The sequence below is a fragment of the Haemophilus sp. SZY H36 genome, assembly GCF_018829625.1.
GTDB classification, from domain to species: Bacteria; Pseudomonadota; Gammaproteobacteria; order Enterobacterales; family Pasteurellaceae; genus Haemophilus; species Haemophilus haemolyticus_K.
This window is the reverse complement of the sequence record NZ_JAHKKA010000001.1, coordinates 485969-509158: the sequence shown is the minus strand read 5'-3', so window position 1 is coordinate 509158 and position 23190 is coordinate 485969. Positions and strand designations below refer to the sequence as shown.

Sequence of the window (23190 nt, the reverse complement as noted above, 5' to 3'; positions counted from 1 at the left end):
CCAGCTTAAGCTGGCGTTTCTTTTAGTTATCAAAAACAAACTGTTCACGTAATTGATGTAATTGATCGCGAATTGTCGCGGCTTTTTCAAATTCCAAATCTTGCGCAAATTTATACATTTGTTGTTCCAGTTTTTTGATTTGTTGTTGATATTCTTTGGCATTTTTCGGTGCATTATAAAGTGCGGTTGGTTCTGCCGCCATTTTTCCACGTTGTTTATTGGCTTTCGCTTTTTGGTTTGCACCTTGTCCAATATCTAACAATTCACCGACTTTCTTATTTAATGCTTGTGGCACAATGCCATGTTCTTCATTGTATTTGGTTTGTTTTTCACGACGACGATTGGTTTCGGTAATGGCTTTTTCCATCGATTTGGTGATGCTATCCGCATATAAAATCGCTTTACCATTTAAGTTTCGTGCAGCTCGGCCGATGGTTTGGATTAAAGAACGTTCAGAACGTAAAAAACCTTCCTTATCGGCATCTAAAATCGCCACAAGAGACACTTCCGGAATATCTAAACCTTCACGTAATAAGTTAATTCCCACCAATACATCAAATTCGCCTAAACGCAAATCACGGATAATTTCGACGCGTTCCACGGTATCAATATCAGAATGTAGATAACGCACACGAATCCCGTGTTCATCTAAATAATCTGTTAAATCTTCCGCCATTTTCTTGGTGAGTGTTGTCACTAAAACACGCTCATTTTTATCCGCTCTTTGGCGAGCTTCGGAAAGTAAATCATCTACTTGAATTGAGACTGGACGAATTTCAATGAGCGGATCAAGCAAACCAGTTGGACGAACCACTTGATCGATGATTTCACTGCCTGATTTTTCTAATTCATAAGGCCCTGGTGTTGCGGAAACATAGATGGTTTGTGGAGCTAAGCGTTCAAATTCCTCAAAGCGTAACGGACGATTATCCAATGCTGACGGTAATCGGAAACCATATTCGACTAAGGTTTCTTTTCGCGAACGGTCGCCACGATACATTCCACCAATTTGAGGCACAGTCACATGAGATTCATCAATAATTAAAATCGCATCAGAGGGCATATAATCAAACAATGTTGGTGGTGGCTCGCCCTCATTTCTGCCCGACAGATAGCGAGAGTAGTTTTCAATACCCGAGCAATAGCCCAATTCATTCATCATTTCAATATCAAATTGGGTACGTTGGCTGATACGCTGTTCTTCTAAAAGTTTATGTTCTTTAATGAAGTATTCACGGCGTGATACGAGTTCTTTTTTGATGTTTTCTATCGCATCTAAAATACGTTCTCTGGGCGTCACATAGTGAGTTTTAGGATAGATCGTAAAACGTGGGACAGCACCAAAACTACTACCAGTAAGCGGATCAAATAAACTTAAACGCTCAATTTCATCATCGAATAATTCGATACGCACCGCTAGATCATCAGATTCCGCAGGGAAAATATCAATAATTTCTCCGCGAACACGGAAAGTTCCACGCTGAAATGCTTGATCATTGCGGGTATATTGTAATTCCGCTAACTTCGCTAAAATTTGGCGCTGATCGATAATGGCACCTTGTTGTAAATGCAACATCATTTGTAAGTAGCTATCAGGATCACCCAAACCATAAATAGCTGAAACAGAAGCCACTACGATGGTGTCTCGACGTTCTAGAAAAGATTTCGTCGCAGAAAGACGCATTTGTTCGATTTGATCATTAATAGACGCATCTTTTTCAATGAAGGTATCACTGCTCGGCACATAGGCTTCTGGCTGATAATAATCATAGTAAGACACAAAATATTCCACCGCATTTTCTGGAAAAAAGGCTTTCATTTCTGCATAAAGCTGGGCTGCAAGGGTTTTATTCGGTGCAAGTAACATGGCGGGGCGATTTAATTGGGCAATTACGTTGGCAATAGTAAAGGTTTTCCCCGATCCTGTTACCCCGAGCAAAGTTTGATGCGCCAAACCATCCGTTAAATTTTCAGCTAATTTTTCGATAGCTTGCGGCTGATCGCCAGAGGGACGAAAGTCGGAATGCAGAATGAATGGCTTTGTGTTGATTTTTTCAGACATAAAGTGCGGTCGGTTTTTTCATAGTTTTGAATAATGTCTATTTTAGCATATTTAATGTGTAAAATTGATCAGGCAAAAATGTAAGTTTTACACAGACTTAGCGATGTCAAGAGGAAGATGTCACAAATTCATAAAAAAAACTTTAATTTTTCACTAGACAAAACTTAACTTATTGATTTTAAATTAAAATATAATTTTAGACTAATCTGTAATCAAGATCGAATAATCCTTGTAAGAACAAGGGATCCGCAAAATTTTAAAAAGTTAATCCACAAAGTTATCCACAGGCTCTGTGGATAGAAAAATAAATATTAGGTGGTATATAAAAGATGAGAAAATTTTTTGTTTTTTTATGAAATTTTTTTAATTTTGCATTGACAAGCTACCGAACGACCATTAAAATGCGCGCCCTATTCCTTGTGATACAAAGTTTATTCCTCCTTAGTTCAGTCGGTAGAACGGTGGACTGTTAATCCATATGTCGCTGGTTCAAGTCCAGCAGGAGGAGCCAATTTTTCTTTTGGTTTAGAGTTTGTTTGTCTCCTTTTACAAATTCTAAATTAGCAACCAAAAGATTTTGAGCCCATCATGTTGATGGGCTTTATTTTTAACTTCAAAATAGGATTTTGCTTCCGCCAGTTGAGATGGTTGTGCCATATAACAAGCTCAAGGCAAAAAATAGCATTATTCCACCTGCGATTAGTTTCACGATACTTTCGTTTTTTCCTTTCGTATTTTTTGAACTATACCAACGCCCTAAGTGAATTGCGGTATTTCGCGCATAACGTACAATCCCTGCGAAGGCTGACAGCATAAGTCCTGTGCCGAAAGACATAGCTAATACAGCTAAAATTCCCCAGCCATAAAGATCAAGCATATAAGCTAAAAATAAAACGAAAATAGCACCACTACATGGGCGCATACCAATTGTTAAAATCACGAGAAATTGTGATTTTAGATTGGTTGCTTGTGCAGTTTGCGTAGGGCTTGGCAAATGTTGGTGTCCACAGCTACAAGTGTTTGCTTGAAAAGTGCGGTTATTTTTCACCGCACTTTTTTCGTGTAGGTGGAGGGGATTTAGGGATTTAATGGCTAATTTAGCTTTTTTACGATAGGCACGTAAACCTTGCCAAATCCAATAACAGCCGAGAAATACCAATAGTAGCAAGGCAGATCGTTCTAACCAAAGCTGACTTAATTTGAAATAACGTGATGATAGATTTAGCACTACAACGAGCAATGTTGTTGCTGTAATCGCGACAATGCCTTGCATTAAGGAAGAAAGTAAGCTCAAGATAGTACTTTGTTTTAATTGGCTTTCATGAGTGGAAAGATAGCTAGCAATAATAAATTTGCCGTGTCCTGGCCCGAGGGCATGAAGTACGCCGTAAACAAAGCTGGCAAAAATAAGCGTGATGCCTGCCTTGATACTATTATTTTGAATTTGATGTAAATTTTCCGAAATAAGTTGATTAAAATCTTTTTGCCATGCAGCAATATGTAAGAAAAACCAAGGGGAAAAATAGCCAAGTAAGGCAAGTGCAATCACTAATAACACGAGCCCTGTTTTATATTTTTTCATTTCTACTCACATTGAATTATTATTTTTTGCGCGAACATCACACCTAAGGAATCATCTTCGTTCTTTTGGGATTTATCAAGTGAAGATGCGTAGGCTTGGATTTTTTCATCCACATTAGGTTCAATTAATTTTCCTTGGCAATTTTTCGGAAGTGCGGAAAAATCTACCGCACTTTTTGAGGTGTAAGTCATCGCCACATAATAAGTAGGATCGTAAGTTTGTAAGCTAAATGTATTTTTTTCTAACTGTTGTGGATGGGCGAGTGGCACATCAAAATAATATTGCAGTTGTAATCCTTGGGTTTTTACTCCGTAATTTTTGGGGTGAGGAGAGTATTTGATTTTATTATGTTGAGCGTCATATAAATAGCTAAAATAATGTTCACTCACAACATTTCCCATGACATCATCGATGAGTTTTTGCTGATCATTTTTTGTTTTAGCCTGTTTCATATCATAAATAACCGCGGACGAACTTGGTTCATCGAGAGTCCATTTCATTGATAAGCCGGTGAGTTGATTATTTTCTATGATAGGCGTGGTTTGCATATCAATAAATGCATGGGGGTGAGCTAAAACACTGCAACTGAAGAATAGACCGAGTAATAATGAATACGTTTTCACAAAAAATCCTAATTATTTTGAACATTAGCGTTAGAAGTTGTTTATTCTACACGCAAAAACGAATTTTTCTGTCAAAAATGTTGATGTAAATCAAAAAAACTCTCAATAGCATTTCCCTCGTCTCTGAATATTCAGTAACATAGCTCCCGTCAAGTGATTGCTTGATATTCATAAAGTTCCTAAATAAAATAATCATAAATATAGCTAAACTACTTTCCTGCCACCCGTTTCGGGTGGTTTTTTTTATCTATTATTTGCCTATTGTTAGGCAAATAAAGAAACTTCAAGTAAAATGACCGCACTTTTTATTAGATAAAGGATAAATATGTCAACTCAATTTGTATATACGATGCATCGTGTCGGTAAAGTGGTACCACCGAAGCGTCATATTTTGAAAGATATTTCTTTAAGCTTTTTCCCTGGCGCTAAGATCGGGGTGTTGGGTTTAAATGGTGCGGGTAAATCAACCCTTTTACGCATTATGGCGGGCGTAGATAAAGAATTTGAAGGGGAAGCGCGTCCGCAGCCAGGAATTAAAATCGGTTATCTTCCACAAGAACCAAAATTAGAACCGCAACAAACCGTGCGTGAAGCTGTGGAAGAGGCTGTTTTTGAAGTGAAAAATGCACTTACTCGTTTAGATGAAGTGTATGCGCTTTATGCGGATCCAGATGCGGATTTTGATAAATTAGCCGCAGAACAAGCGAACCTTGAAGCCATTATTCAAGCGCATGATGGGCATAATTTAGATAACCAATTAGAGCGTGCAGCAGATGCATTACGTTTACCGGATTGGGATGCCAAAATCGAACATTTATCAGGGGGCGAACGTCGCCGTGTAGCACTTTGCCGCTTATTGCTCGAAAAACCAGACATGCTCTTATTAGACGAACCAACTAACCACTTAGATGCGGAATCTGTGGCATGGTTAGAGCGATTCTTACATGATTATGAAGGCACTGTTGTGGCAATTACCCACGACCGTTATTTCTTAGATAACGTAGCGGGCTGGATCTTAGAGCTTGACCGTGGCGAGGGTATTCCTTGGGAAGGTAACTATTCTTCTTGGTTAGAGCAAAAAGAGAAACGCTTAGAACAAGAACAAGCGGCTGAAAATGCGCGTCAAAAATCTATTGCGAAAGAGTTGGAATGGGTGCGTCAAAATCCTAAAGGTCGCCAAGCAAAAAGTAAGGCACGTATGGCGCGCTTTGATGAATTGAACTCTGGTGAATATCAAAAACGAAATGAGACTAACGAACTCTTTATTCCACCTGGTCCACGTTTGGGTGATAAAGTGATTGAAGTGCAAAACTTAACCAAATCTTATGGCGACCGCACTTTAATTGATGATTTATCTTTTAGTATTCCAAAAGGTGCAATCGTAGGGATTATCGGAGCAAACGGTGCGGGTAAATCAACCTTATTCCGTATGTTGTCAGGTCAAGAACAACCAGATTCAGGTTCTGTAACCATGGGTGAAACCGTTGTACTTGCTTCGGTAGATCAGTTCCGTGACTCAATGGATGACAAGAAAACCGTCTGGGAAGAAGTCTCTAACGGACAAGATATTCTCACTATTGGTAACTTTGAAATTCCAAGCCGTGCGTATGTGGGCCGTTTCAACTTCAAAGGCGTGGATCAACAAAAACGTGTTGGTGAATTATCGGGTGGTGAGCGAGGTCGTTTACACTTAGCTAAACTTCTACAGCGTGGTGGTAACGTATTGTTATTAGACGAACCAACCAATGACTTAGACGTTGAAACCTTGCGTGCCTTAGAAAATGCGATTTTAGAATTCCCAGGCTGTGCAATGGTAATTTCCCATGACCGTTGGTTCTTAGACCGTATCGCAACGCATATTTTAGATTACGGTGATGAAGGTAAAGTCACGTTCTATGAAGGTAACTTCTCAGACTACGAAGAGTGGAAAAAGAAAACCTTAGGCGATGCAGCGACTCAGCCACATCGTATTAAATATAAACGTATTGCGAAGTAATTTATATTGAGAAAGTGCGGTTGATGTTGACCGCACTTTTCTTACTTTTTTGGGAGTGATTATGCTAGTTTATTTACATATTTTTTTCGCCTTTTTAAGTCTAGCATTGTTAGTGATTCGTGGCGCAATGCAACTTACTGGCAAAAACTGGCGTTCGATAAAATTATTAAAAATTTTACCGCACCTATCAGATACCTTATTGATTGTTTCTGGTGTTGTCATTTTATATCTCTTTGCTTTTGATATTGAATGGTGGTTGGTTGCTAAATTCGCATTACTCATTTTGTATATCGTGTTTGCTGCGAAATTTTTCAGTAAAAAAGTTTCTCAACCCAAGAGCATTTTCTTTTGGCTTGCTTGCGTAAGTTTTATTGGTGCGATCTTAATTGCCTATTTAAAATAAAAGATGCCATCTCGCCAGCTTCAAATTTTAATCAGCAAAACTTTGCCGCTTGTGCATGATAGCGTATTGATTATCGGTGAAAGTGGCATTGTTTTTTCTAAAGCAACGAATTTGCTTGGACAAGAATTTGAACATATTTTATTTGATGGACGAAATGGCATTCATCTTGAAGCACTAGCTATTGCGGCTGGAACACTGAAAATGGGTGGCACACTTTGTTTAGTGTTATCCGATTGGGAAAATTTATCTCTGCAACTTGATCAAGATAGTTTACGTTGGAATGGAAATCAGTCAGCAATTGCCACGCCTAATTTTATTGATCATTTCAAACAGTGCATTGAACGCTATCATTTCCCCATTTTGAGAGAGGAAAGTGCGGTTGAATTTCCTACGGTTTTTTATTCTAACGAACTTCATAAAAATGCTACGTTAGCGCAACAACAAATTATCGAGACTATTTTACAGTCCGAGCAGGATATTTATTTTCTAACCGCTAAGCGAGGAAGAGGGAAATCTGCATTATTGGGAATGCTTGCTAACCAAATTCAAGCGCCAGTTTATCTCACCGCACCAAATAAAAGTGCGGTGCATTCGGTTATCGAATTTTCAGAAGGGGGCATTGAATTTATTGCTCCCGATGAATTAGCTTTGAAGTTACAATATAAACCCGAATTTAGTCAATCTGCTTGGTTGCTCGTAGATGAAGCTGCGATGCTCCCGTTGCCGTTATTACAAGAATATTCTCAATATTTTCAACATATTATTTTCAGTACTACAATTCATAGCTATGAAGGAACGGGGCGTGGTTTCGAATTAAAATTTAAACGGAAAATCCACCGCACTTTTCAGCATTTTGAGCTTAAACATCCCCTACGTTGGCAAGAAAATGATCCGTTAGAACATTTTATTGATGATCTTTTGTTGCTAAATGCCGAAGATGATTTTCAGCAATTTCCTTTTCGACCTCATCTCCCTTATCAAATTCGAGAAGTGCAAAAACCTCATCATATTGCAGATTTTTATGGCTTAATGACATTGGCGCATTATCGAACGTCGCCACTTGATCTTCGCCGTTTACTGGATGGGGAAAATCAACGTTTTTATTTTGCCGAATATCAACAGAATTTGCTCGGTGCAATTTGGGTATTAGAAGAAGGAAATATGGCTGATGATGAGTTGATTATTCAAATTCAACAAGGCAAACGTCGTCCGAAAGGGAATCTGGTGCCGCAGGCATTATGTTTCTATGAAAACTTGCCTCAAGCCTGTAAATTACGTTCCTTACGCATTTCTCGTATCGCGGTTCAGCCAAATTGGCAAAAACAGGGTATTGGTCAAAATCTAATGAAATTTATGGAAAATTCAGAAGTTGATTTTCTTTCGGTGAGTTTTGGCTACACCGACGAACTGGCAAAATTTTGGCAAAAGTGCGGTTTTGTTTTGGTACATTTAGGTGAGCACCAAGAAGCGAGTAGTGGTTGTTATTCAGCGATTGCCCTTAAAGGTATTTCTAAAGATGGATTGGCTTTAGTTGATACTGCGCACAAACAATTTCAGCGTAATATCCTTTTATCTTTTCATCCGTTCGCCATAAATTTTCAGCAAAATCAGCTTGATTGGCAGCTCGATGAGTTCGATTGGGTGAGCTTAAAAAACTTCGCTAATTTTCACCGCACTTTATTTTCGAGCATTCCTGCGATAAGGCGTTTATTAAAATTAGCGGGCAAAGAAAATTTTCCATTAATTTCTGCTTATTTAACAAAAAAACAACTTCCTATTAACAAGAGGAAAGGCGTAGAATGTTTGCGTTTAGAAATTAAACAATACTTAGAAGGAGGAACTTTATGACAGAACAAATCGCAAAACCAAAAGGCTGGTTTAAACGTGCACTTGAAAAATATGATAATTTCATTAAAGAATGGGGATTAGATCAACCTAATTGTAGCTGCGTGCCTATGTCAGCGAAAGAAGATGAAAATGGTAATTTGAAGAAAACAGAAGATAAATTTAATCAGTAAATACCTTTTTATATACGGTGAATCACTTGAAATGATTAGTTATTTTTTATATTTGCTACTTTCTTTATATATTGAAATTGATATATAATAAATTATATATCGATAATCATAGGAGATGATTCATGAAAAAATTAACTAAAATTTCAACTGCACTTTTAATTGCAGGATTAGGCTTTTCTTTTGCGGCATCCGCTAAAGTGACTGTATTTGCAGCTGCTTCAATGACCGATGCATTACAACAAGTAGCAAAAGATTACGCAAAACAAAATCCGAAAAATGAAGTGGTGTTTTCTTTCGCGTCTTCTTCAACTTTAGCAAAACAAATTGAAGAAGGCGCGCCAGCGGATATTTTTGTATCAGCAAGCAATAAATGGATGAAATATCTTTCTGAAAAAGATTTAACTGTGAAAGAAACTGAAAAAGTTTTAGTGGGTAATGATTTAGTCTTAATCGCACCAGCAAAAAGTGCGGTAAATTCTTTGGATATTGCAAAAGGCGAATGGATTAATGCATTAAAAGATAGCTATTTATCTGTTGGCGATCCTGCGCACGTGCCTGCTGGTCAATACGCAGAAGAAGCATTAACTAAATTAAATTTATGGGATAAAGTACAAGATCGTTTAGCGCGTGCTAAAGATGTGCGTGGCGCATTAGCTTTAGTTGAACGTGCAGAAGTACCTTACGGTATTGTGTACAGCACTGATGCAAAAGTAAGCCAACAAGTAAAAACAGTTGGTATTTTCCCTGCGGATAGCCATAAACCCGTTGTTTACCCCGTTTCTATTGTTAAAGGTCATGATAATGCGGATTCTCGTGACTTCTTGAAATATTTAGAGTCAGATGCTGCGAAGAAAGTGCTTATAGGGTATGGTTTCTCTGCAAAATAAGATAGAATCTTAATAGTCATGAAGGGCGGATATTTCTGCCCTTTTGTTATTATAGAGCATCTTACCTCTCATCAATATGGGATATTCTCATAAACAAGGAATTTAAAGAGAGGCTATTCAGATAAGGATTCATTTTGCTTACCCAATTTTTTTCATTTTTCAATCTGACTCCAATGGAAATCTCAGCGATTAATTTAAGCTTGAGTGTCGCCGTCAGTTCCATGCTTTGGAGTTTACCTTTAGCCATTTTTGTTGCGTGGCTCTTAGCGCGTAAAAATTTCTATGGAAAATCCCTGATTACTGGCGTAATTCATTTGCCTTTAGTGTTGCCACCTGTGGTTATCGGTTATCTATTGCTTGTGGCAATGGGGCGTAACGGTTTCATTGGCAAGTATTTATATCAGTGGTTTGGCTTATCTTTTGGTTTTAGTTGGAAGGGGGCGGTGCTTTCCTCTGCAGTGGTTGCTTTTCCATTGGTTGTTCGTGCGATTCGACTTTCTTTAGAAAATATTGATATTAAATTGGAGCAAGCAGCGCAAACACTCGGCGCTTCTGCTTGGCGTGTATTTTTTACAATAACCTTGCCACTTTCTTTACCAGGGGTTTTAGCTGGGCTTGTTCTTGGTTTTGCGCGATCATTAGGGGAATTTGGTGCGACTATAACCTTTGTGTCGAACATTGCAGGAGAAACTCAAACTATTCCTCTTGCGATGTATTCTTTTATTCAAACACCGGGAGCAGAAGAACAAACCGCTCGCTTATGTTTATTTGCTATCATTCTGTCATTGATTTCTTTGCTATTGTCAGAGTGGTTGAGCAAGCGAATGCAGAAAAAATTAGGACAAGGAAATGTTGCAGATTAATGTGAAAAAACAGCTCGGGCAACTTGCCTTGCAAGCGAATATACAAGTGCCAGATCAAGGCGTAACCGCAATTTTCGGTTTGTCTGGTTCAGGCAAAACATCGCTAATTAATCTCGTGAGTGGTTTGATACAACCAGACGAAGGATTCATCCGTTTAAATGACCGCACTTTAGTGGATATGGAAACCCAAGAATCATTGCCGACTCATTTGCGTAAAATTGGCTATGTGTTCCAAGATGCGCGTTTATTTCCTCACTACACCGTGAAAGGTAATTTGCGCTATGGCATGAAAAATGTCTCGCAAGATGATTTTAATTATATTGTCGATCTTCTCGGGATTACTCACTTATTAAAGCGTTATCCGCTTACGCTTTCTGGCGGAGAGAAACAACGTGTGGCAATCGGGCGGGCGCTGCTGACTGATCCTGATATTTTACTGATGGACGAACCACTTTCTGCCCTTGATGTTCCCCGTAAACGCGAGCTAATGCAATATTTGGAATGTCTTTCTAAAGAAATTAATATCCCGATTTTATATGTTACACATAGCTTAGACGAACTGTTACGTTTAGCTGATCGGGTCGTACTGATGGAAAACGGCATCGTGAAAGCCTATGACAGCGTAGAAAAAATCTGGAATAGTGCTATTTTTGCCCCTTGGAAAGGAGAAAGCGAACAGAGTAGTGTACTTGCCTTGCCCGTTCATTTGCATAATCCTCCTTATAAAATGACCGCACTTTTCTTAGGCGAACAAGCACTTTGGATTCATCTAGTGCCCGCGAATGTAGGCGAGCGAGTGCGAGTTTGTATTTATAGTTCAGATGTTTCTATCACTCTGCAAAAGCCAGAACAAACAAGTATTCGTAATATTTTACGTGGCCAAGTTGCACAAATTGAGATACAAGATTCTCGAGTGGATATTGCGGTGCTGGTGGATGGACATAAGATTTGGGCAAGTATCAGTAAATGGGCGCAAAATGAACTGCGTTTTGCTGTTGGGCAAGATGTTTATGTTCAAATTAAAGCGGTGTCAGTGATGTGAATATTGCGTTTTATTGATTGTTAAATGTTATTGATAACGGTGAATAATCGATATATTCACCGTTTTTCAAATTAATACGCTCCTCGGTATTCTTGGATAACCGCACTTTTTAAAAGTGCGGTTATTTTCATGCCTATTTTATTTAACCTGATTAATCAAAAATTGGGTTAATAAAGAAACAGGACGGCCAGTTGCGCCTTTATTTGCTCCTTGTAGCCAAGCTGTACCGGCGATGTCCAAATGTGCCCAGCGATATTTTTTCGTGAAGTTAGACAAAAATGCACCCGCTGTAATTGCGCCACCCCAGCGACCGCCAATATTGGCAAGATCGGCGAAAGGTGATTTCAGTTGCTCTTGATATTCTTCGCTTAATGGTAAACGCCACGCTTTGTCAGCGGTTTCTGTTGCCGCTTGGAGTAATGCATTGGCAAGATCGTTATCTGTAGAAACTAAGCCACTATTGTGTTGGCCAAGGGCAACCACACAAGCCCCGGTCAAGGTTGCAACATCAATAACAAGCTCAGGTTCAAAACGCTCAACATAAGTAAGGGCATCACAAAGGACTAAGCGGCCTTCTGCATCGGTGTTGAGCACTTCTACGGTTAAACCGTTCATGGTAGTGAGAATATCGCCTGGGCGATAAGCATTGCCATCAGGCAAATTTTCACAACCGGCTAAAACACCAATAACGTTTAATGGCAAGTTCAACTCTGCAATGGCTTTCATTGTGCCGAAGATAGAGGCTGCACCACACATGTCATATTTCATTTCATCCATGTCAGCGGCCGGTTTAAGTGAAATACCGCCTGCATCAAAGGTTAATCCTTTGCCTACAAGTACAATGGGTTTGGCATTTTTATCTGGTGCATTATTGAATGTCAAAATAGACATATAAGCACGGTTTTCAGAGCCTTTTGAGACGGCAAGATAAGCGTTCATTCCAAGTTTTGACATTTCTTCTTCATCCACAACTTTCAATGAAAGTGCGGTAGAATTTTCTGCTAAATTTTTTGCTTGTTCAGCAAGATAAGCGGGGTTACAGATATTTGGTGGCATATTTGCGATGTCGCGAGCTTCTTTTATACCTGAGCTAATCGCACTGGCATGAGCAATGGCTTGTTGTGCTTGATCACAATCCGTATTAAAGATGAAAGATTCAAAAACAGAGGCTTCTGCTTTTTGAGATTTGAAATGATCAAATTGATAATTGGTGTGTTCAATCGTTTCAATGGCAAAGCGGATATTCCAATAAAGATCGCGATCTTTTAATTCAATTTCAGTTAAATAAGAAACGATTTCATGCGCGTTGGTTTCTTTTAAGGTTTTTAATACAGCTTGGATGATTTGTTTATATTGACGCTCGGAGAGTTCTCCTTTTTTGCCACAGCCAACGATTAACACGCGTTTGGCAGCAAGACCTTGAAGATCTCGAAGTAAAATAGTTTGGGCTAATTTGCCAGTTAGCTCACCTGATTTTACTAAGTCGTTTAAATAGCCTTGGGTTAATTGATTGATTTCATGGAAACTTTTTGAAAATTCATTGTTCTCATATACGCCTAAAACAATGCAATCACTGGCTTGAGAAAGTGCGGTGTTTTTTGCTTGATATTTCATTTGATGTCCTTAAATTTCTGTTTAATTCAGCGAAAATAAGGTATCATACGCGACCGATTTTATCCAGTTTTCCCCCATTCTAGATTTAGAAAAACAAACGAAATAAGATGATTTTAATTCGATATTTAACGAAAGAAGTATTTAAGAGCCAAGTCGCCATTTTGTTCATTTTATTGCTGATATTTTTCTCTCAGCAGTTAGTGCGCGTACTGGGATCTGCGGCTAATGGTAAAGTACCAGCTGATTTGGTATTTTCCTTGCTTGGGCTTGGTATGCCTGCTATGGCGCAATTAATGTTGCCATTATGTTTGTTTATTGCGATTTTACTCACTTTTGGTCGTCTCTACGCTGAAAGTGAAATAACGGTGATGCGTGCTTGTGGTGTCGGACAGCGTGTTTTAGTGCGTGTGGCATTAATGCTTTCATTGATTACTGCGGGACTTGCTGCTTATAACGTCTTGTGGCTTTCGCCTTGGTCAATTCAAAAACAAGCTGCGATCGTAGAAGATGCCAAAGCGAATCCAACGATGGGGGCGCTTTCTTCTGGTCAGTTTATGTCAACAAATAACAACAATTTTGTTTTATTTATTGATAGTATCAAGGGAAATCAAATTAATGACGTGTATTTGTTCCAAACTGCGCCAAAAGGACAAACGAAACCATCAGTTGTGACTGCTGAAAAAGGCGAATTAAAAGCGCTGCCAAATGGAGATCAAATTCTGAATTTACAAAATACGCAACGAGTCGAAGGCACGTCTGTTTTGCCAGATTTTCGCATTACGCATTTTGATGAATATCAAGCCTATTTAGGTCATCAGGAAACAGAAAATACGAATGATGAAGTCGCGGAATTAACGTTGTCTCAACTTATCGGTTTAGATTCTCCTTCCGCGAAATCTGAATTGCATTGGCGTATTACATTAATCCTAGCTGTTCCACTCATGGCGTTAATTGCTGTGCCATTAAGTCGTGTAAATCCTCGACAAGGTAGATTTGCCAAAATTTTACCCGCACTTTTACTCTATTTAATTTATTTTTTATTACAAAGTTCCTTTAAATCTGCGGGGGCAGCAGGAAAATTAGATGCGGCTATTTTTATGCCTCTTGTTAATATTGGCTTTTTGTTGCTTGGTATCGTGTTAAACGGTTGGGATAGCGCTGCCATGTATAAATTCCGCCATTTATTCAGTAGAAAAGGATAAGCAAAATGATGAATACCCTCGATCGTTATATTGGAAAAAGTATTCTTGGTTCGATTTTTGCTACTTTGCTTACATTGGTTGGGCTGTCTGCTATTATCAAATTTGTGGAACAATTTCGTAGCGTAGGTAAAGGTACTTATGATATTTGGCAAGCGGTGGCTTTTACTGGCTTAACTATTCCAAAAGATATTGAAACTTTCTTTCCTATGGCAGCATTGCTTGGTGCTCTAATGGCTTTGGGTAATCTTGCTAGTCGAAGCGAACTCGTTGTGATGCAAGCCGCTGGATTTTCTCGTTTTAAAATTGGTATGGCAGTGATGAAAACCGCATTACCGTTAGTTTTATTAACGATGGTTATTGGTGAGTGGGGGATTCCGCAAACAGAACAGTTCGCACGTGATATGCGTGCTCGAGCGCTTTCTGGTGGTTCAATGCTTTCCATGAAAAATGGCGTTTGGGCAAAAGATGGTAATAATTTTGTGTTTGTTCGACGTGTTACTGATGATGCAAAATTAAACGATATTTATATTTATACTTTTGATCAGCATCGTAATTTGACGGAGTTGAAACATGCTAACCAAGCAAGTTATTCGGAAGATGAAAGTAAATGGACTTTACGTCAAGTGAACCATTCTATGATTAGCAAAGATGAAATCACGACAAGTAATCGCTTATCGGAAAAATGGGAAACAAATTTAACGCCAGATAAATTAGGCGCTGTTTCTTTACGTCCTACATCACTGTCTATTTCAGGTTTGTATAATTACATTTCATTTTTACGTGAAACAGGTCAGGATGTGAGTCGTTTTGAACTTACATTCTGGCGGAAAATTTTTCAACCAGTGTCTGTTGGCGTAATGATGTTATTGGCATTATCTTTCATTTTTGGATCGCTACGCAGCGTGACAGCGGGAGCTAGAATTGTAACAGGCATCTGTTTTGGCTTTTTGTTCTATGTCGTAAATGAAATTTTCGGGCAAATGAGCGTTGTCTATAACATGCCTGCTGTTTTCGGTGCGCTAATGCCAAGTTTACTATTTATCGTGATGATTTGGTGGTTGCTGAGTCGGAAACGGGATTAATCCAGATTGTTCAAGTAATTGCGTGTTCAGAAATGACACGCAATATTTTTATGTGTAGTTTTTAAATGGAAGAAGTTAAAAAATCAATGAAAATTGGCTTAGTATTAGAAGGTGGGGCGATGCGAGGCATGTACACGGCGGGTGTACTAGATACCTTCTTAGATAAAGATTTTTGGGTTGATGGTATCATTTCTGTTTCTGCAGGTGCATTGTTTGGTGTTAATTATCCTTCTCGGCAAAAAGGGCGGGCAATTCGTTATAACAAGAAATTTATATCAGATAAGCGTTATATCAGTTTTAAAAGTTTGGTGAGCACTGGAAATATCGTGAATAAAGATTTTGCTTTTTATGAAGTACCTTTCAAATATGATGTGTTTGATAATAAAACATTTAAAGAATCAGATATCGATTTTTATGTAGCTATGACTAATTTACAAACTGCACAAGCAGAATATATCAAATTAATAGATCCTTTGGCCCAAATGGAGGTGTTGCGTGCTACTTCTGCTATGCCTTATGTTTCTACGCCAGTTGAGATAGACTGTATTCCTTATTTGGATGGTGCCATTGCAGATTCTATTCCTGTCGAACAAATGCAGAAGTTAGGATACGATAAAATCATTGTTATTCTTACCCGCACTTTAGATTATAGAAAATCTAAGCCAATGACTTGGATTGCCAAATGGTTTTATCGACGTTATCCACATTTTGCAGATGCCGTAAATCAGCGTTATGCCATGTATAATCGACAAGTTGAAAATGTGCTTAAGCTAGCAGAAAAAGGCGATATTTTTGTTATTCGACCTTCTGTTGATTTGAAGATTAAGCGTATTGAAAAAGATCCCAATAAATTGCAGGCAATGTATGAGCTGGGTATGAAAGATATGCAATTACAGTGGGAAAATTTATTGGACTATTTAAATCGATAATAAAAAATGGATTAAACCTTTTACCGTTTAATCCATTTTTTATTTATTGTGGTAACGCGCCGCTTCCCCAAGTTTGCACTTCTTCAGGGCGTTTTATTTGAAGTAAGAAACGTTTGTTTGGCTGCGCCTGTGGTTGAATTTCTTTTTCTGCTGGCGTGGAGAAAGAAATACCACCTTTTAGCAACTGTTGAACACTTCCTGTATTAAATGCCGCACCTTTCCAGCCTAAGGTAAAGTCATAACCTGATGCAATCCAAAACTCTGTATTTTGTCGAACAAGATGACTATATTTCGGCATGATTGCGATATGAACTAAGACGCGATCACCAAGGCTGTTAAGCTCAAATTTTTTCACGGTACCCACTTCTACGCCTCGATAAAGAATTGGTGAACCTTCACTTAAATTCATTGCATCACGTGTTTCTAAAATAAATGGCGTACCATTACTAAATTTATTACGTTGTGGAGCTGTTTGAGCTAAATTGAATTGCGTTTTTGCTTTACCATTCCCAATTTCAATATCGATATAAGGCTGTAATAAGCTATCAAGGTTATCTATTCCACCTGCTGAAATTTGTGGTGAGATAATCGTAAAGTTAGAACCTTCTTTTGCAATCATATTCATATAATTAGGGTTGATTAACGCTTTTGCAGTGATGCGTTTAGATTTTGCATCAAGCTGAATACTGTCAATTTGCCCTACGTCTAAACCCAAATAGCGCAGACTCATTCCTTTGCTCAGATTGGTTGCATCATCTGCCGTTAAGGTGATTGCAAGCCCGATGGATTTTGCATAATTTTCATTTGCATAAAGTGTTCGATTATTACCTGAACCACTATTATCAAAGCTAATAGCACCTTTTAATGAACGCGCAAGTGGCGTCGCTTGAATGCTAATTCCTTTAGGTGTGATATCAATTTTCGCCGCACTTTCTACCCAAAAACGGCTTTTATCGGTCAACAAATGTTGATAGGCGGGATAAATATAAACCTCCACATCAAAGCTATTAGTTTTAGGTTTAATATTTAAAATTTTTCCCACCTCAAATTGACGATATAGTACGAGAGAGCCTTTATCAATGCTTGGTAACGTTTGGGTGTGTAAGGTTATCGTTGGCGTAAGAATATTTCCGATGATGCCATGTTCAGCATTGCTAATATTTTGATAAAGCGGATAGCTATTTTTAGCTTTTCCCTGACCTTGTTTCGTTAATACTCGTACGCCACCTTGTAACCATTTTTCTGGTGTCGCGGACTCAAAACGCAATCCGTCTAATCCAACGCTGATATCAAAGTTGGTTGCTGCGACAAATTGTGTATTTTCGTGAATTAAATTGCGATATTCAGATGCAATTGCTGCTTTAAATTGCACGCCATTTATATCCACTTTTTGTGAAACAATTTGTCCAATTGGCATGTTGTTATAAAACACATTTTGCCCTTCACTTACACCATAATTTTCTGGTGCGGTGAGTGTTAAAACTAATGTATTAGGTGCATTGAGTAATAACTCATTTTCTTTAACGACATCAAATTGGTGCTTAGTTTCACCATCTCCAGCAATGACATCAAAATATTCGCCACGAAAGAATTTTTTGGGATCAGCTAAATTACCAAGATCCGTTTTTTTATTGCGAAGTACGATTTTGCTATTCGCTTTAAATAAAGAGGCTTGGTTTGGATCTATCAATAAACTGCCTTCTAAAATTTCATCGTTATTTTCAACCGCACTTATTTTAGAAAGAATCCCGATAGGATTATCTTGAGAATAAACTTCGGTCTGTCCTGCAACGAGACCAGAAGATGCTGGGATATTTACGTTGACTTCAATCCCACGTTTTGCCGCTTTTAAATTGGTATAGAGCGTGAAATGACTATTTTCATCTGCTTTTGGGCTGTCAGCTGGAGAGTCAAAAGAAACAGCACCTTGCACAACCGCATTTAAACTTTCTACATTTAGATTTAAGCCTGATGGGCTAATATTGGCGTTAATGCCGCTTATGTTCCAAAAACGTGAATCTTTTTTCACAAACTGTGCATAGGCTTTATCAATCACAACATCTATTTGCACTTTATTGTCTTTGTTAATGCGATAATCGTAAATTTTTCCCACAGGTAATTTTTTAAAATAGACGGATGCTCCGATAGAAATTGAGCCTAAATCATCAGAAATTAAGTGAATCAATAAATCTCCAGGCGAAACTTGGGCAATGGGGCCTTGTTCTTCCGCAATAAATTCATCTTCGCGATCGCCATCACCCGGTTGAAGAGTGATGTAATTGCCTGATACGAGAGAATCTAAACCTGAAATGCCTGCAAGTGAAACATTTGGTTGAACAAGCCAGAATTTTGTATTTTCACGCAAAATACTTGATGCTTCAGGATTGATATTGGCAATAACTTCCACCTTTTGCATGTTATTTGTGAAATTTACTTTTTTCACCACACCAATTTGTAAACCTTGGTAGCGAACTTGTGTTTTATCCGCAACGATACCAGAACCATTGGTGAAGGTAATCGTGATGCTTGTGCCACGTTCCTTAACAATTTGGAAGAATAAAATTGCCCCAATACATAATGCAATGAAGGGAAGTAACCAAAATGGAGAAATACGACGAGTTTTTCGTACTGCCGCTGTCATTTCTGTATGTTGATCTTTCATTGAAGAACTATTTTTCTCTGTCATAAATTTTCCAAATTAATCGACTATCAAATTGTGAGGTTGAAATCATGCTGCAAAATACGGCAGCGCCGAAGTAAAATGCGCCAGGACCAACGGTAAAATTAATAATTTCACCGCGTGTTACTAGTGACATCATTAAGGCTAATACAAATAAATCAAGCATCGACCAGCGCCCAACGAAATGCACAATATGCAATAAACGTATTTGCCATTTTATAGAATGTCGCCATTTAAAATGAACACAACTTAGTAAATAAAGTAAAATTGCCGCTTTACTGATTGGGACAAAAATACTCGCAAAGAATACCACGAAAGCAACAAAATAACTGCCCATGTTAACAAAAGAAATTACACCAGATATTAATGTATCTTCAGAGAGTGCTCCTGTTAAATAAATGCCTGATATGGGTAATAAATTTGCTGGGAAAAGCATAATAATCCCTGCAATTAAACTTGCCCAAGTGCGTTGTAACTTAATATTATCTGAAATATGAACAGGCGATAAACAGCGCGGACATCGTGGGTTGTTCTTTTTATCGTAATGAATACCGTTTTTTGAAAATGTATAGTTACAAGCATTACATAATTCAATGTTGTTTGCATCATAAGCGGGTTCATTTTCGGGATAAAACTCTTTCCATAATGCTTTAAGGTTTAATTTGATAAAAAGTAAGGTTGTCAAAAGTGCGGTGAAAATAAAGGGAATTAAATAAACATTAATTTCCAGTGTTGCATATTCACGCACCTTGAACATCGTCACGCCTAGCGCAACTAAATAAACATCAAACATAACCCAAGGTTTTATATAACCTAAAAAAAGCAAAACACTACGTGGTTTAATATGCAAAATTTTTGCAATCCAGAGCATGATGACTAAAATTGCAAAGGTAATTGGCATCACAACGGCACAGATAAACACCATAAAGGCAGTGTATTCATAGCCTGCCACTGACATTTTCCAAATACCTTCCCAAATAGATGCATCAATTTTTACACCTAACAAATGAAGACTTAATAGGGGATAACCCAAGGCAAATGGCATCAAAATAAGGATCGATAAAGCAACCATAGCACAACGATGAACAGACCAACGCCCACCTGTCGCTAAATGGTGATGACAACGTGGACATTCAGCTTGTTCATCTTTATTTAATATTAAAGGTGTTTCTACGTTAACATCACATTCTTCGCATTTTATAATTTGAAATGATTTTTGTGTGAGGTTTGATTCTTGCACGAAAGATTATCTTTTATTCGGTTGTTAAAAACGGGTCATTTTAGCCTTGTTTAAGTATATATGGGAAGTGTTCTTGACTATTTTTGTGCAAAATTTATTCACAATGTTTTGATTCATTGTAAATTTTGTAAAAAGTGCGATAAACTAGGTCGGTTTATATTTACCCTAGGATAACTAACATGACTGATTCTCAATCTGGCGTTCAGACCACTGATGCGCAAGTAAATTCACAAAAACTAACCAATACAAAAGATATTATTGCGTATTTGGCTGAAAAATTCCCACTTTGCTTTATTTTAGAAGGCGAAGCAAAACCATTAAAAATTGGTCTGTTCCAAGATTTAGCGGAAGCATTACAAGATGATGAGCGTGTAAGCAAAACTCAGTTGCGTCAGGCTCTTCGTCAATACACATCAAATTGGCGTTATTTACATGGCTGTCGCGAAGGCGCAGTGCGCGTAGATTTGCAAGGTAATCCAGCCGGCGTGTTAGAAGCTGAACATGTAGCCCATGCAGCTCAACAGCTTGCAGATGCTAAAGCGCGTGTTGCCGAAAAACGTAAAGCTGAGGCTGTAGCGAAAAAAGCACAACAAAAACAACGCCCACGTAAACCTGCAAATAAAAATGCTAAACATTTCAATAAGCCCTCATTAAGTGCGGTTGATTTTTCACAAATTTCTGTTGGTTCTGTGGTGAAAGTGAAAGCTGGTGATCATGCGAAAAAAGCAACAGTAGTGGAAGTGCTAAAAGACTCAGCACGTGTTGAACTTGAAAACGGTTTGGTTATGAGCGTAGCTGCAGATCGTTTATTTGCATAATGATTTAATTCTACTCGGGAAAGGTTATGAGATCTAATATTTCAAAAAATGTGATTACTAGCGCATTGTTATCGGTATTGTTAATCGGCTCTGTGCCTGCTTTGGCTGTGCAGCCTAAATTAAAACTGAGCGATATCACTATTCCAACAGCAAGCGAAGAGAATCAGTTGGCGACTAAGCGTGCAACGACTCGATTAACCCAATCGCATTATCGAAAGATCTCATTGGATGATGCTTTTTCTGAGAAGATTTTTGATCGTTATATTAAAAATATTGATTTTAGCCATAACACCTTTTTGCAATCTGATGTAGATGAACTTCGTCAAAAATATGGCACTAAGTTGGATGACCAGTTAAATCAAGGTGATCTTTCTGCTGCTTTTGATATTTATGATGTAATGATGAAGCGTCGTTATGAACGTTATGCTTATGCGTTGTCTTTATTAGATAAAGAGCCTAATTTGAATGGCCAGGATCAAATTGAAATTGATCGTGAAAAAGCGGCATTTCCGAAAAACGAAGAGGAAGCCAACAAACTTTGGGAAGAACGAGTAAAAAATGACATTATTAATCTTAAATTAAAAGATAAAAAATGGTCAGAAATTAAGTCAAAACTCACCAAACGTTATAATTTGGCAATTCGCCGTTTAACTCAAACGAAGGCAGATGACATTCTTCAAACTTATTTAAATGCATTTGCTCGCGAAATTGATCCACATACAAGCTATCTTGCACCAAGAACGGCGAAAAGTTTTAACGAAAGCATGAATCTTTCTCTTGAGGGGATTGGGGCAACTTTACAATCAGAAGATGATGAAACAAGCATCAAGTCACTTGTTCCTGGCGCACCAGCTGAAAAAAGCAAAAAATTACATCCCGGAGATAAAATTATCGGTGTGGGACAAGCTACAGGCGAGATTGAAGACATTGTTGGCTGGCGTTTAGAAGATATCGTTGAGAAAATCAAAGGTAAAAAAGGCACAAAAGTTCGGTTGGAAATTGAGCCGTCTAAAGGTGGAAAATCTCGTATTATTACTTTAGTGCGCGATAAAGTGCGTATTGAAGATCAAGCTGCAAAATTAACCATGAATAAAATTGATGGTAAAAATATTGCAGTGATTAAAATTCCTAGTTTTTATATCGGTTTAACAAGTGATGTAAAAAAATTACTCACTAATATAGAAAATCAGAAGGCGGATGCTTTAATTGTTGATTTGCGTGAGAACGGTGGTGGCGCATTAACAGAAGCTGTTGCATTAAGTGGTCTGTTTATTACAGATGGACCTGTAGTTCAGGTAAGAGATGCTTATCAGCGTATTCGGGTACATGAAGATGATGATTCAGCACAGCAATATAAAGGGCCTTTATTGGTGATGATTAATCGTTATAGCGCATCAGCATCTGAGATTTTTGCTGCCGCAATGCAAGATTACAATCGTGGTATTATCATTGGTCAGAATACTTTTGGTAAAGGTACGGTTCAGCAAAGTCGCTCATTAAATTTTACCTATGATTTAGATCAAACACCATTAGGTTTATTACAGTATACGATTCAAAAGTTCTATCGTATTAATGGTGGTTCAACTCAGTTAAAAGGCGTTGCTGCAGATATTAATTTCCCTGAAATTATCGATGCCAAAGAGTACGGCGAAGATAAGGAAGATAATGCATTGCCATGGGATAAAATTCCATCTGCAACTTATACTGAAGTTGGCAATGCTCGCAAAGATGTTGATGTATTAAATAAAAAGCATCTTGAGCGTATTGCTAAAGATCCTGAATTTATTGCATTGAATGAAGATTTAAAAATTCGTAATGAGCGCCGTGATCGCAAATTCTTATCGCTGAATTATCAAATGCGTAAAGCTGAAAATGATAAAGATGATGCAAGACGTTTAAAAGATATTAATGAGCGTTTCAAACGCGAAGGTAAAAAAGCATTAAATGATATTGATGATTTACCGAAAGATTATGAAGCGCCAGATTTCTTCTTAAAAGAAGCAGAAAAAATGGCTGCGGATTTTGTCATGTTGAATTCAACTGGGCAAGATGTTGGTAAAGAAATACAGAAATCAACAGAAACAGTAGAAGAGAAAAAATAAAATTATTTTAACCGCACTTTATTTTAGAACTTAAATAAAGTGCGGTT

General features: G+C 38.0%; 18 protein-coding genes and 1 tRNA gene. 13 read left to right on the top strand and 6 right to left on the bottom strand.

Annotated features, from left to right (window positions below; genetic code table 11):
• Positions 1-22 precede the first annotated feature (22 nt).
• Complete coding sequence (gene uvrB / locus KP713_RS02250; protein WP_215769733.1) at positions 23-2062, bottom strand: excinuclease ABC subunit UvrB; 2040 nt, start codon at positions 2060-2062, stop codon at positions 23-25.
• Between the two features lie 435 nt (positions 2063-2497).
• On the opposite strand from uvrB, the gene KP713_RS02245 reads away from it, so the two are divergent.
• Positions 2498-2573 (top strand) — tRNA-Asn (locus KP713_RS02245).
• 102 nt (positions 2574-2675) lie between these two features.
• On the opposite strand, the gene zevB is transcribed toward KP713_RS02245, so the two are convergent.
• Positions 2676-3644 (bottom strand): zinc transporter permease subunit ZevB, encoded by a 969-nt coding sequence (gene zevB / locus KP713_RS02240; protein WP_215769732.1) that lies wholly within the window; start codon positions 3642-3644, stop codon positions 2676-2678.
• A gap of 2 nt (positions 3645-3646) precedes the next feature.
• Positions 3647-4267, bottom strand: coding sequence for a zinc transporter binding subunit ZevA (zevA, locus tag KP713_RS02235; RefSeq protein WP_215769731.1), 621 nt, complete (start codon positions 4265-4267; stop codon positions 3647-3649).
• A 325-nt stretch (positions 4268-4592) separates the two neighbouring features.
• Here zevA and ettA point away from each other — a divergent pair, with 325 nt between their 5' ends.
• The 7 genes from ettA to modC all read left to right on the top strand — a co-directional run bounded on the left by ettA (position 4593) and on the right by modC (position 11476).
• Complete coding sequence (gene ettA, locus KP713_RS02230; RefSeq protein ID WP_046939298.1) at positions 4593-6263, top strand: energy-dependent translational throttle protein EttA; 1671 nt, start codon at positions 4593-4595, stop codon at positions 6261-6263.
• Positions 6264-6324: 61 nt separating this feature from the next.
• Positions 6325-6666, top strand: a complete 342-nt coding sequence (locus KP713_RS02225; RefSeq protein WP_215769730.1) for a SirB2 family protein — start codon at positions 6325-6327, stop codon at positions 6664-6666.
• 3 nt (positions 6667-6669) lie between these two features.
• Positions 6670-8514 carry a tRNA(Met) cytidine acetyltransferase TmcA gene (locus KP713_RS02220; RefSeq protein WP_215769729.1) on the top strand — a complete coding sequence of 615 codons (1845 nt, stop codon included), beginning with the start codon at positions 6670-6672 and terminating at the stop codon, positions 8512-8514.
• Positions 8511-8684: a DUF5363 domain-containing protein gene (locus KP713_RS02215; RefSeq protein ID WP_215769728.1), complete on the top strand. Its 174-nt coding sequence runs from the start codon at positions 8511-8513 to the stop codon at positions 8682-8684. The genes KP713_RS02220 and KP713_RS02215 overlap by 4 nt, the downstream gene beginning before the upstream one ends.
• A gap of 122 nt (positions 8685-8806) precedes the next feature.
• Entirely contained in the window at positions 8807-9571 is a 765-nt protein-coding gene (gene modA, locus KP713_RS02210; RefSeq protein ID WP_215769727.1) for a molybdate ABC transporter substrate-binding protein, read from the top strand.
• 134 nt (positions 9572-9705) lie between these two features.
• Positions 9706-10434, top strand: coding sequence for a molybdate ABC transporter permease subunit (gene modB / locus KP713_RS02205; RefSeq protein ID WP_005654374.1), 729 nt, complete (start codon positions 9706-9708; stop codon positions 10432-10434).
• Complete coding sequence (modC, locus tag KP713_RS02200; protein ID WP_065264638.1) at positions 10421-11476, top strand: molybdenum ABC transporter ATP-binding protein ModC; 1056 nt, start codon at positions 10421-10423, stop codon at positions 11474-11476. Before modB ends, modC begins: the two co-directional genes overlap by 14 nt.
• Positions 11477-11614: 138 nt before the next feature.
• Here modC and KP713_RS02195 read toward each other — a convergent pair whose 3' ends face one another.
• Positions 11615-13090, bottom strand: a complete 1476-nt coding sequence (locus KP713_RS02195) for a leucyl aminopeptidase (RefSeq protein ID WP_065264639.1) — start codon at positions 13088-13090, stop codon at positions 11615-11617.
• A gap of 107 nt (positions 13091-13197) precedes the next feature.
• Here KP713_RS02195 and lptF point away from each other — a divergent pair, with 107 nt between their 5' ends.
• From lptF to KP713_RS02180, 3 genes are all read left to right on the top strand, one after another.
• On the top strand, positions 13198-14292 hold the full coding sequence (gene lptF, locus KP713_RS02190) for an LPS export ABC transporter permease LptF (protein WP_215769726.1): 1095 nt from the start codon (positions 13198-13200) through the stop codon (positions 14290-14292).
• 5 nt (positions 14293-14297) lie between these two features.
• On the top strand, positions 14298-15374 hold the full coding sequence (lptG, locus tag KP713_RS02185; protein ID WP_046942840.1) for an LPS export ABC transporter permease LptG: 1077 nt from the start codon (positions 14298-14300) through the stop codon (positions 15372-15374).
• A gap of 86 nt (positions 15375-15460) precedes the next feature.
• Positions 15461-16303, top strand: coding sequence for a patatin-like phospholipase family protein (locus KP713_RS02180; protein WP_215769896.1), 843 nt, complete (start codon positions 15461-15463; stop codon positions 16301-16303).
• A gap of 43 nt (positions 16304-16346) precedes the next feature.
• Here the strand turns inward: KP713_RS02180 and KP713_RS02175 are convergent, their stop codons facing one another.
• Entirely contained in the window at positions 16347-18989 is a 2643-nt protein-coding gene (locus KP713_RS02175) for a PqiB family protein (protein WP_215769725.1), read from the bottom strand.
• Positions 18973-20223, bottom strand: coding sequence for a PqiA/YebS family transporter subunit (locus tag KP713_RS02170; protein WP_215769724.1), 1251 nt, complete (start codon positions 20221-20223; stop codon positions 18973-18975). The genes KP713_RS02175 and KP713_RS02170 overlap by 17 nt, the downstream gene beginning before the upstream one ends.
• Before the next feature lie 179 nt (positions 20224-20402).
• Between KP713_RS02170 and proQ the strand changes: the two genes are divergently transcribed.
• Complete coding sequence (gene proQ / locus KP713_RS02165) at positions 20403-21041, top strand: RNA chaperone ProQ (RefSeq protein ID WP_005644693.1); 639 nt, start codon at positions 20403-20405, stop codon at positions 21039-21041.
• A 26-nt stretch (positions 21042-21067) separates the two neighbouring features.
• Entirely contained in the window at positions 21068-23143 is a 2076-nt protein-coding gene (gene prc, locus KP713_RS02160; RefSeq protein ID WP_215769723.1) for a carboxy terminal-processing peptidase, read from the top strand.
• The last annotated feature ends 47 nt before the right edge of the window (positions 23144-23190 follow it).

Excerpts from the sequence above, each read along its gene's own strand:
- uvrB (WP_215769733.1), bottom strand. The coding sequence starts at position 2,062 with ATGTCTGAAAAAATCAACACAAAGCCATTCATTCTGCATTCCGACTTT.
- zevB (WP_215769732.1), bottom strand. The coding sequence starts at position 3,644 with ATGAAAAAATATAAAACAGGGCTCGTGTTATTAGTGATTGCACTTGCC.
- ettA (WP_046939298.1), top strand. The coding sequence starts at position 4,593 with ATGTCAACTCAATTTGTATATACGATGCATCGTGTCGGTAAAGTGGTA.
- KP713_RS02225 (WP_215769730.1), top strand. The coding sequence starts at position 6,325 with ATGCTAGTTTATTTACATATTTTTTTCGCCTTTTTAAGTCTAGCATTG.
- KP713_RS02220 (WP_215769729.1), top strand. The coding sequence starts at position 6,670 with ATGCCATCTCGCCAGCTTCAAATTTTAATCAGCAAAACTTTGCCGCTT.
- KP713_RS02215 (WP_215769728.1), top strand. The coding sequence starts at position 8,511 with ATGACAGAACAAATCGCAAAACCAAAAGGCTGGTTTAAACGTGCACTT.
- modA (WP_215769727.1), top strand. The coding sequence starts at position 8,807 with ATGAAAAAATTAACTAAAATTTCAACTGCACTTTTAATTGCAGGATTA.
- modC (WP_065264638.1), top strand. The coding sequence starts at position 10,421 with ATGTTGCAGATTAATGTGAAAAAACAGCTCGGGCAACTTGCCTTGCAA.
- KP713_RS02195 (WP_065264639.1), bottom strand. The coding sequence starts at position 13,090 with ATGAAATATCAAGCAAAAAACACCGCACTTTCTCAAGCCAGTGATTGC.
- lptF (WP_215769726.1), top strand. The coding sequence starts at position 13,198 with ATGATTTTAATTCGATATTTAACGAAAGAAGTATTTAAGAGCCAAGTC.
- lptG (WP_046942840.1), top strand. The coding sequence starts at position 14,298 with ATGATGAATACCCTCGATCGTTATATTGGAAAAAGTATTCTTGGTTCG.
- KP713_RS02180 (WP_215769896.1), top strand. The coding sequence starts at position 15,461 with ATGAAAATTGGCTTAGTATTAGAAGGTGGGGCGATGCGAGGCATGTAC.
- KP713_RS02175 (WP_215769725.1), bottom strand. The coding sequence starts at position 18,989 with ATGACAGAGAAAAATAGTTCTTCAATGAAAGATCAACATACAGAAATG.
- proQ (WP_005644693.1), top strand. The coding sequence starts at position 20,403 with ATGACTGATTCTCAATCTGGCGTTCAGACCACTGATGCGCAAGTAAAT.
- prc (WP_215769723.1), top strand. The coding sequence starts at position 21,068 with ATGAGATCTAATATTTCAAAAAATGTGATTACTAGCGCATTGTTATCG.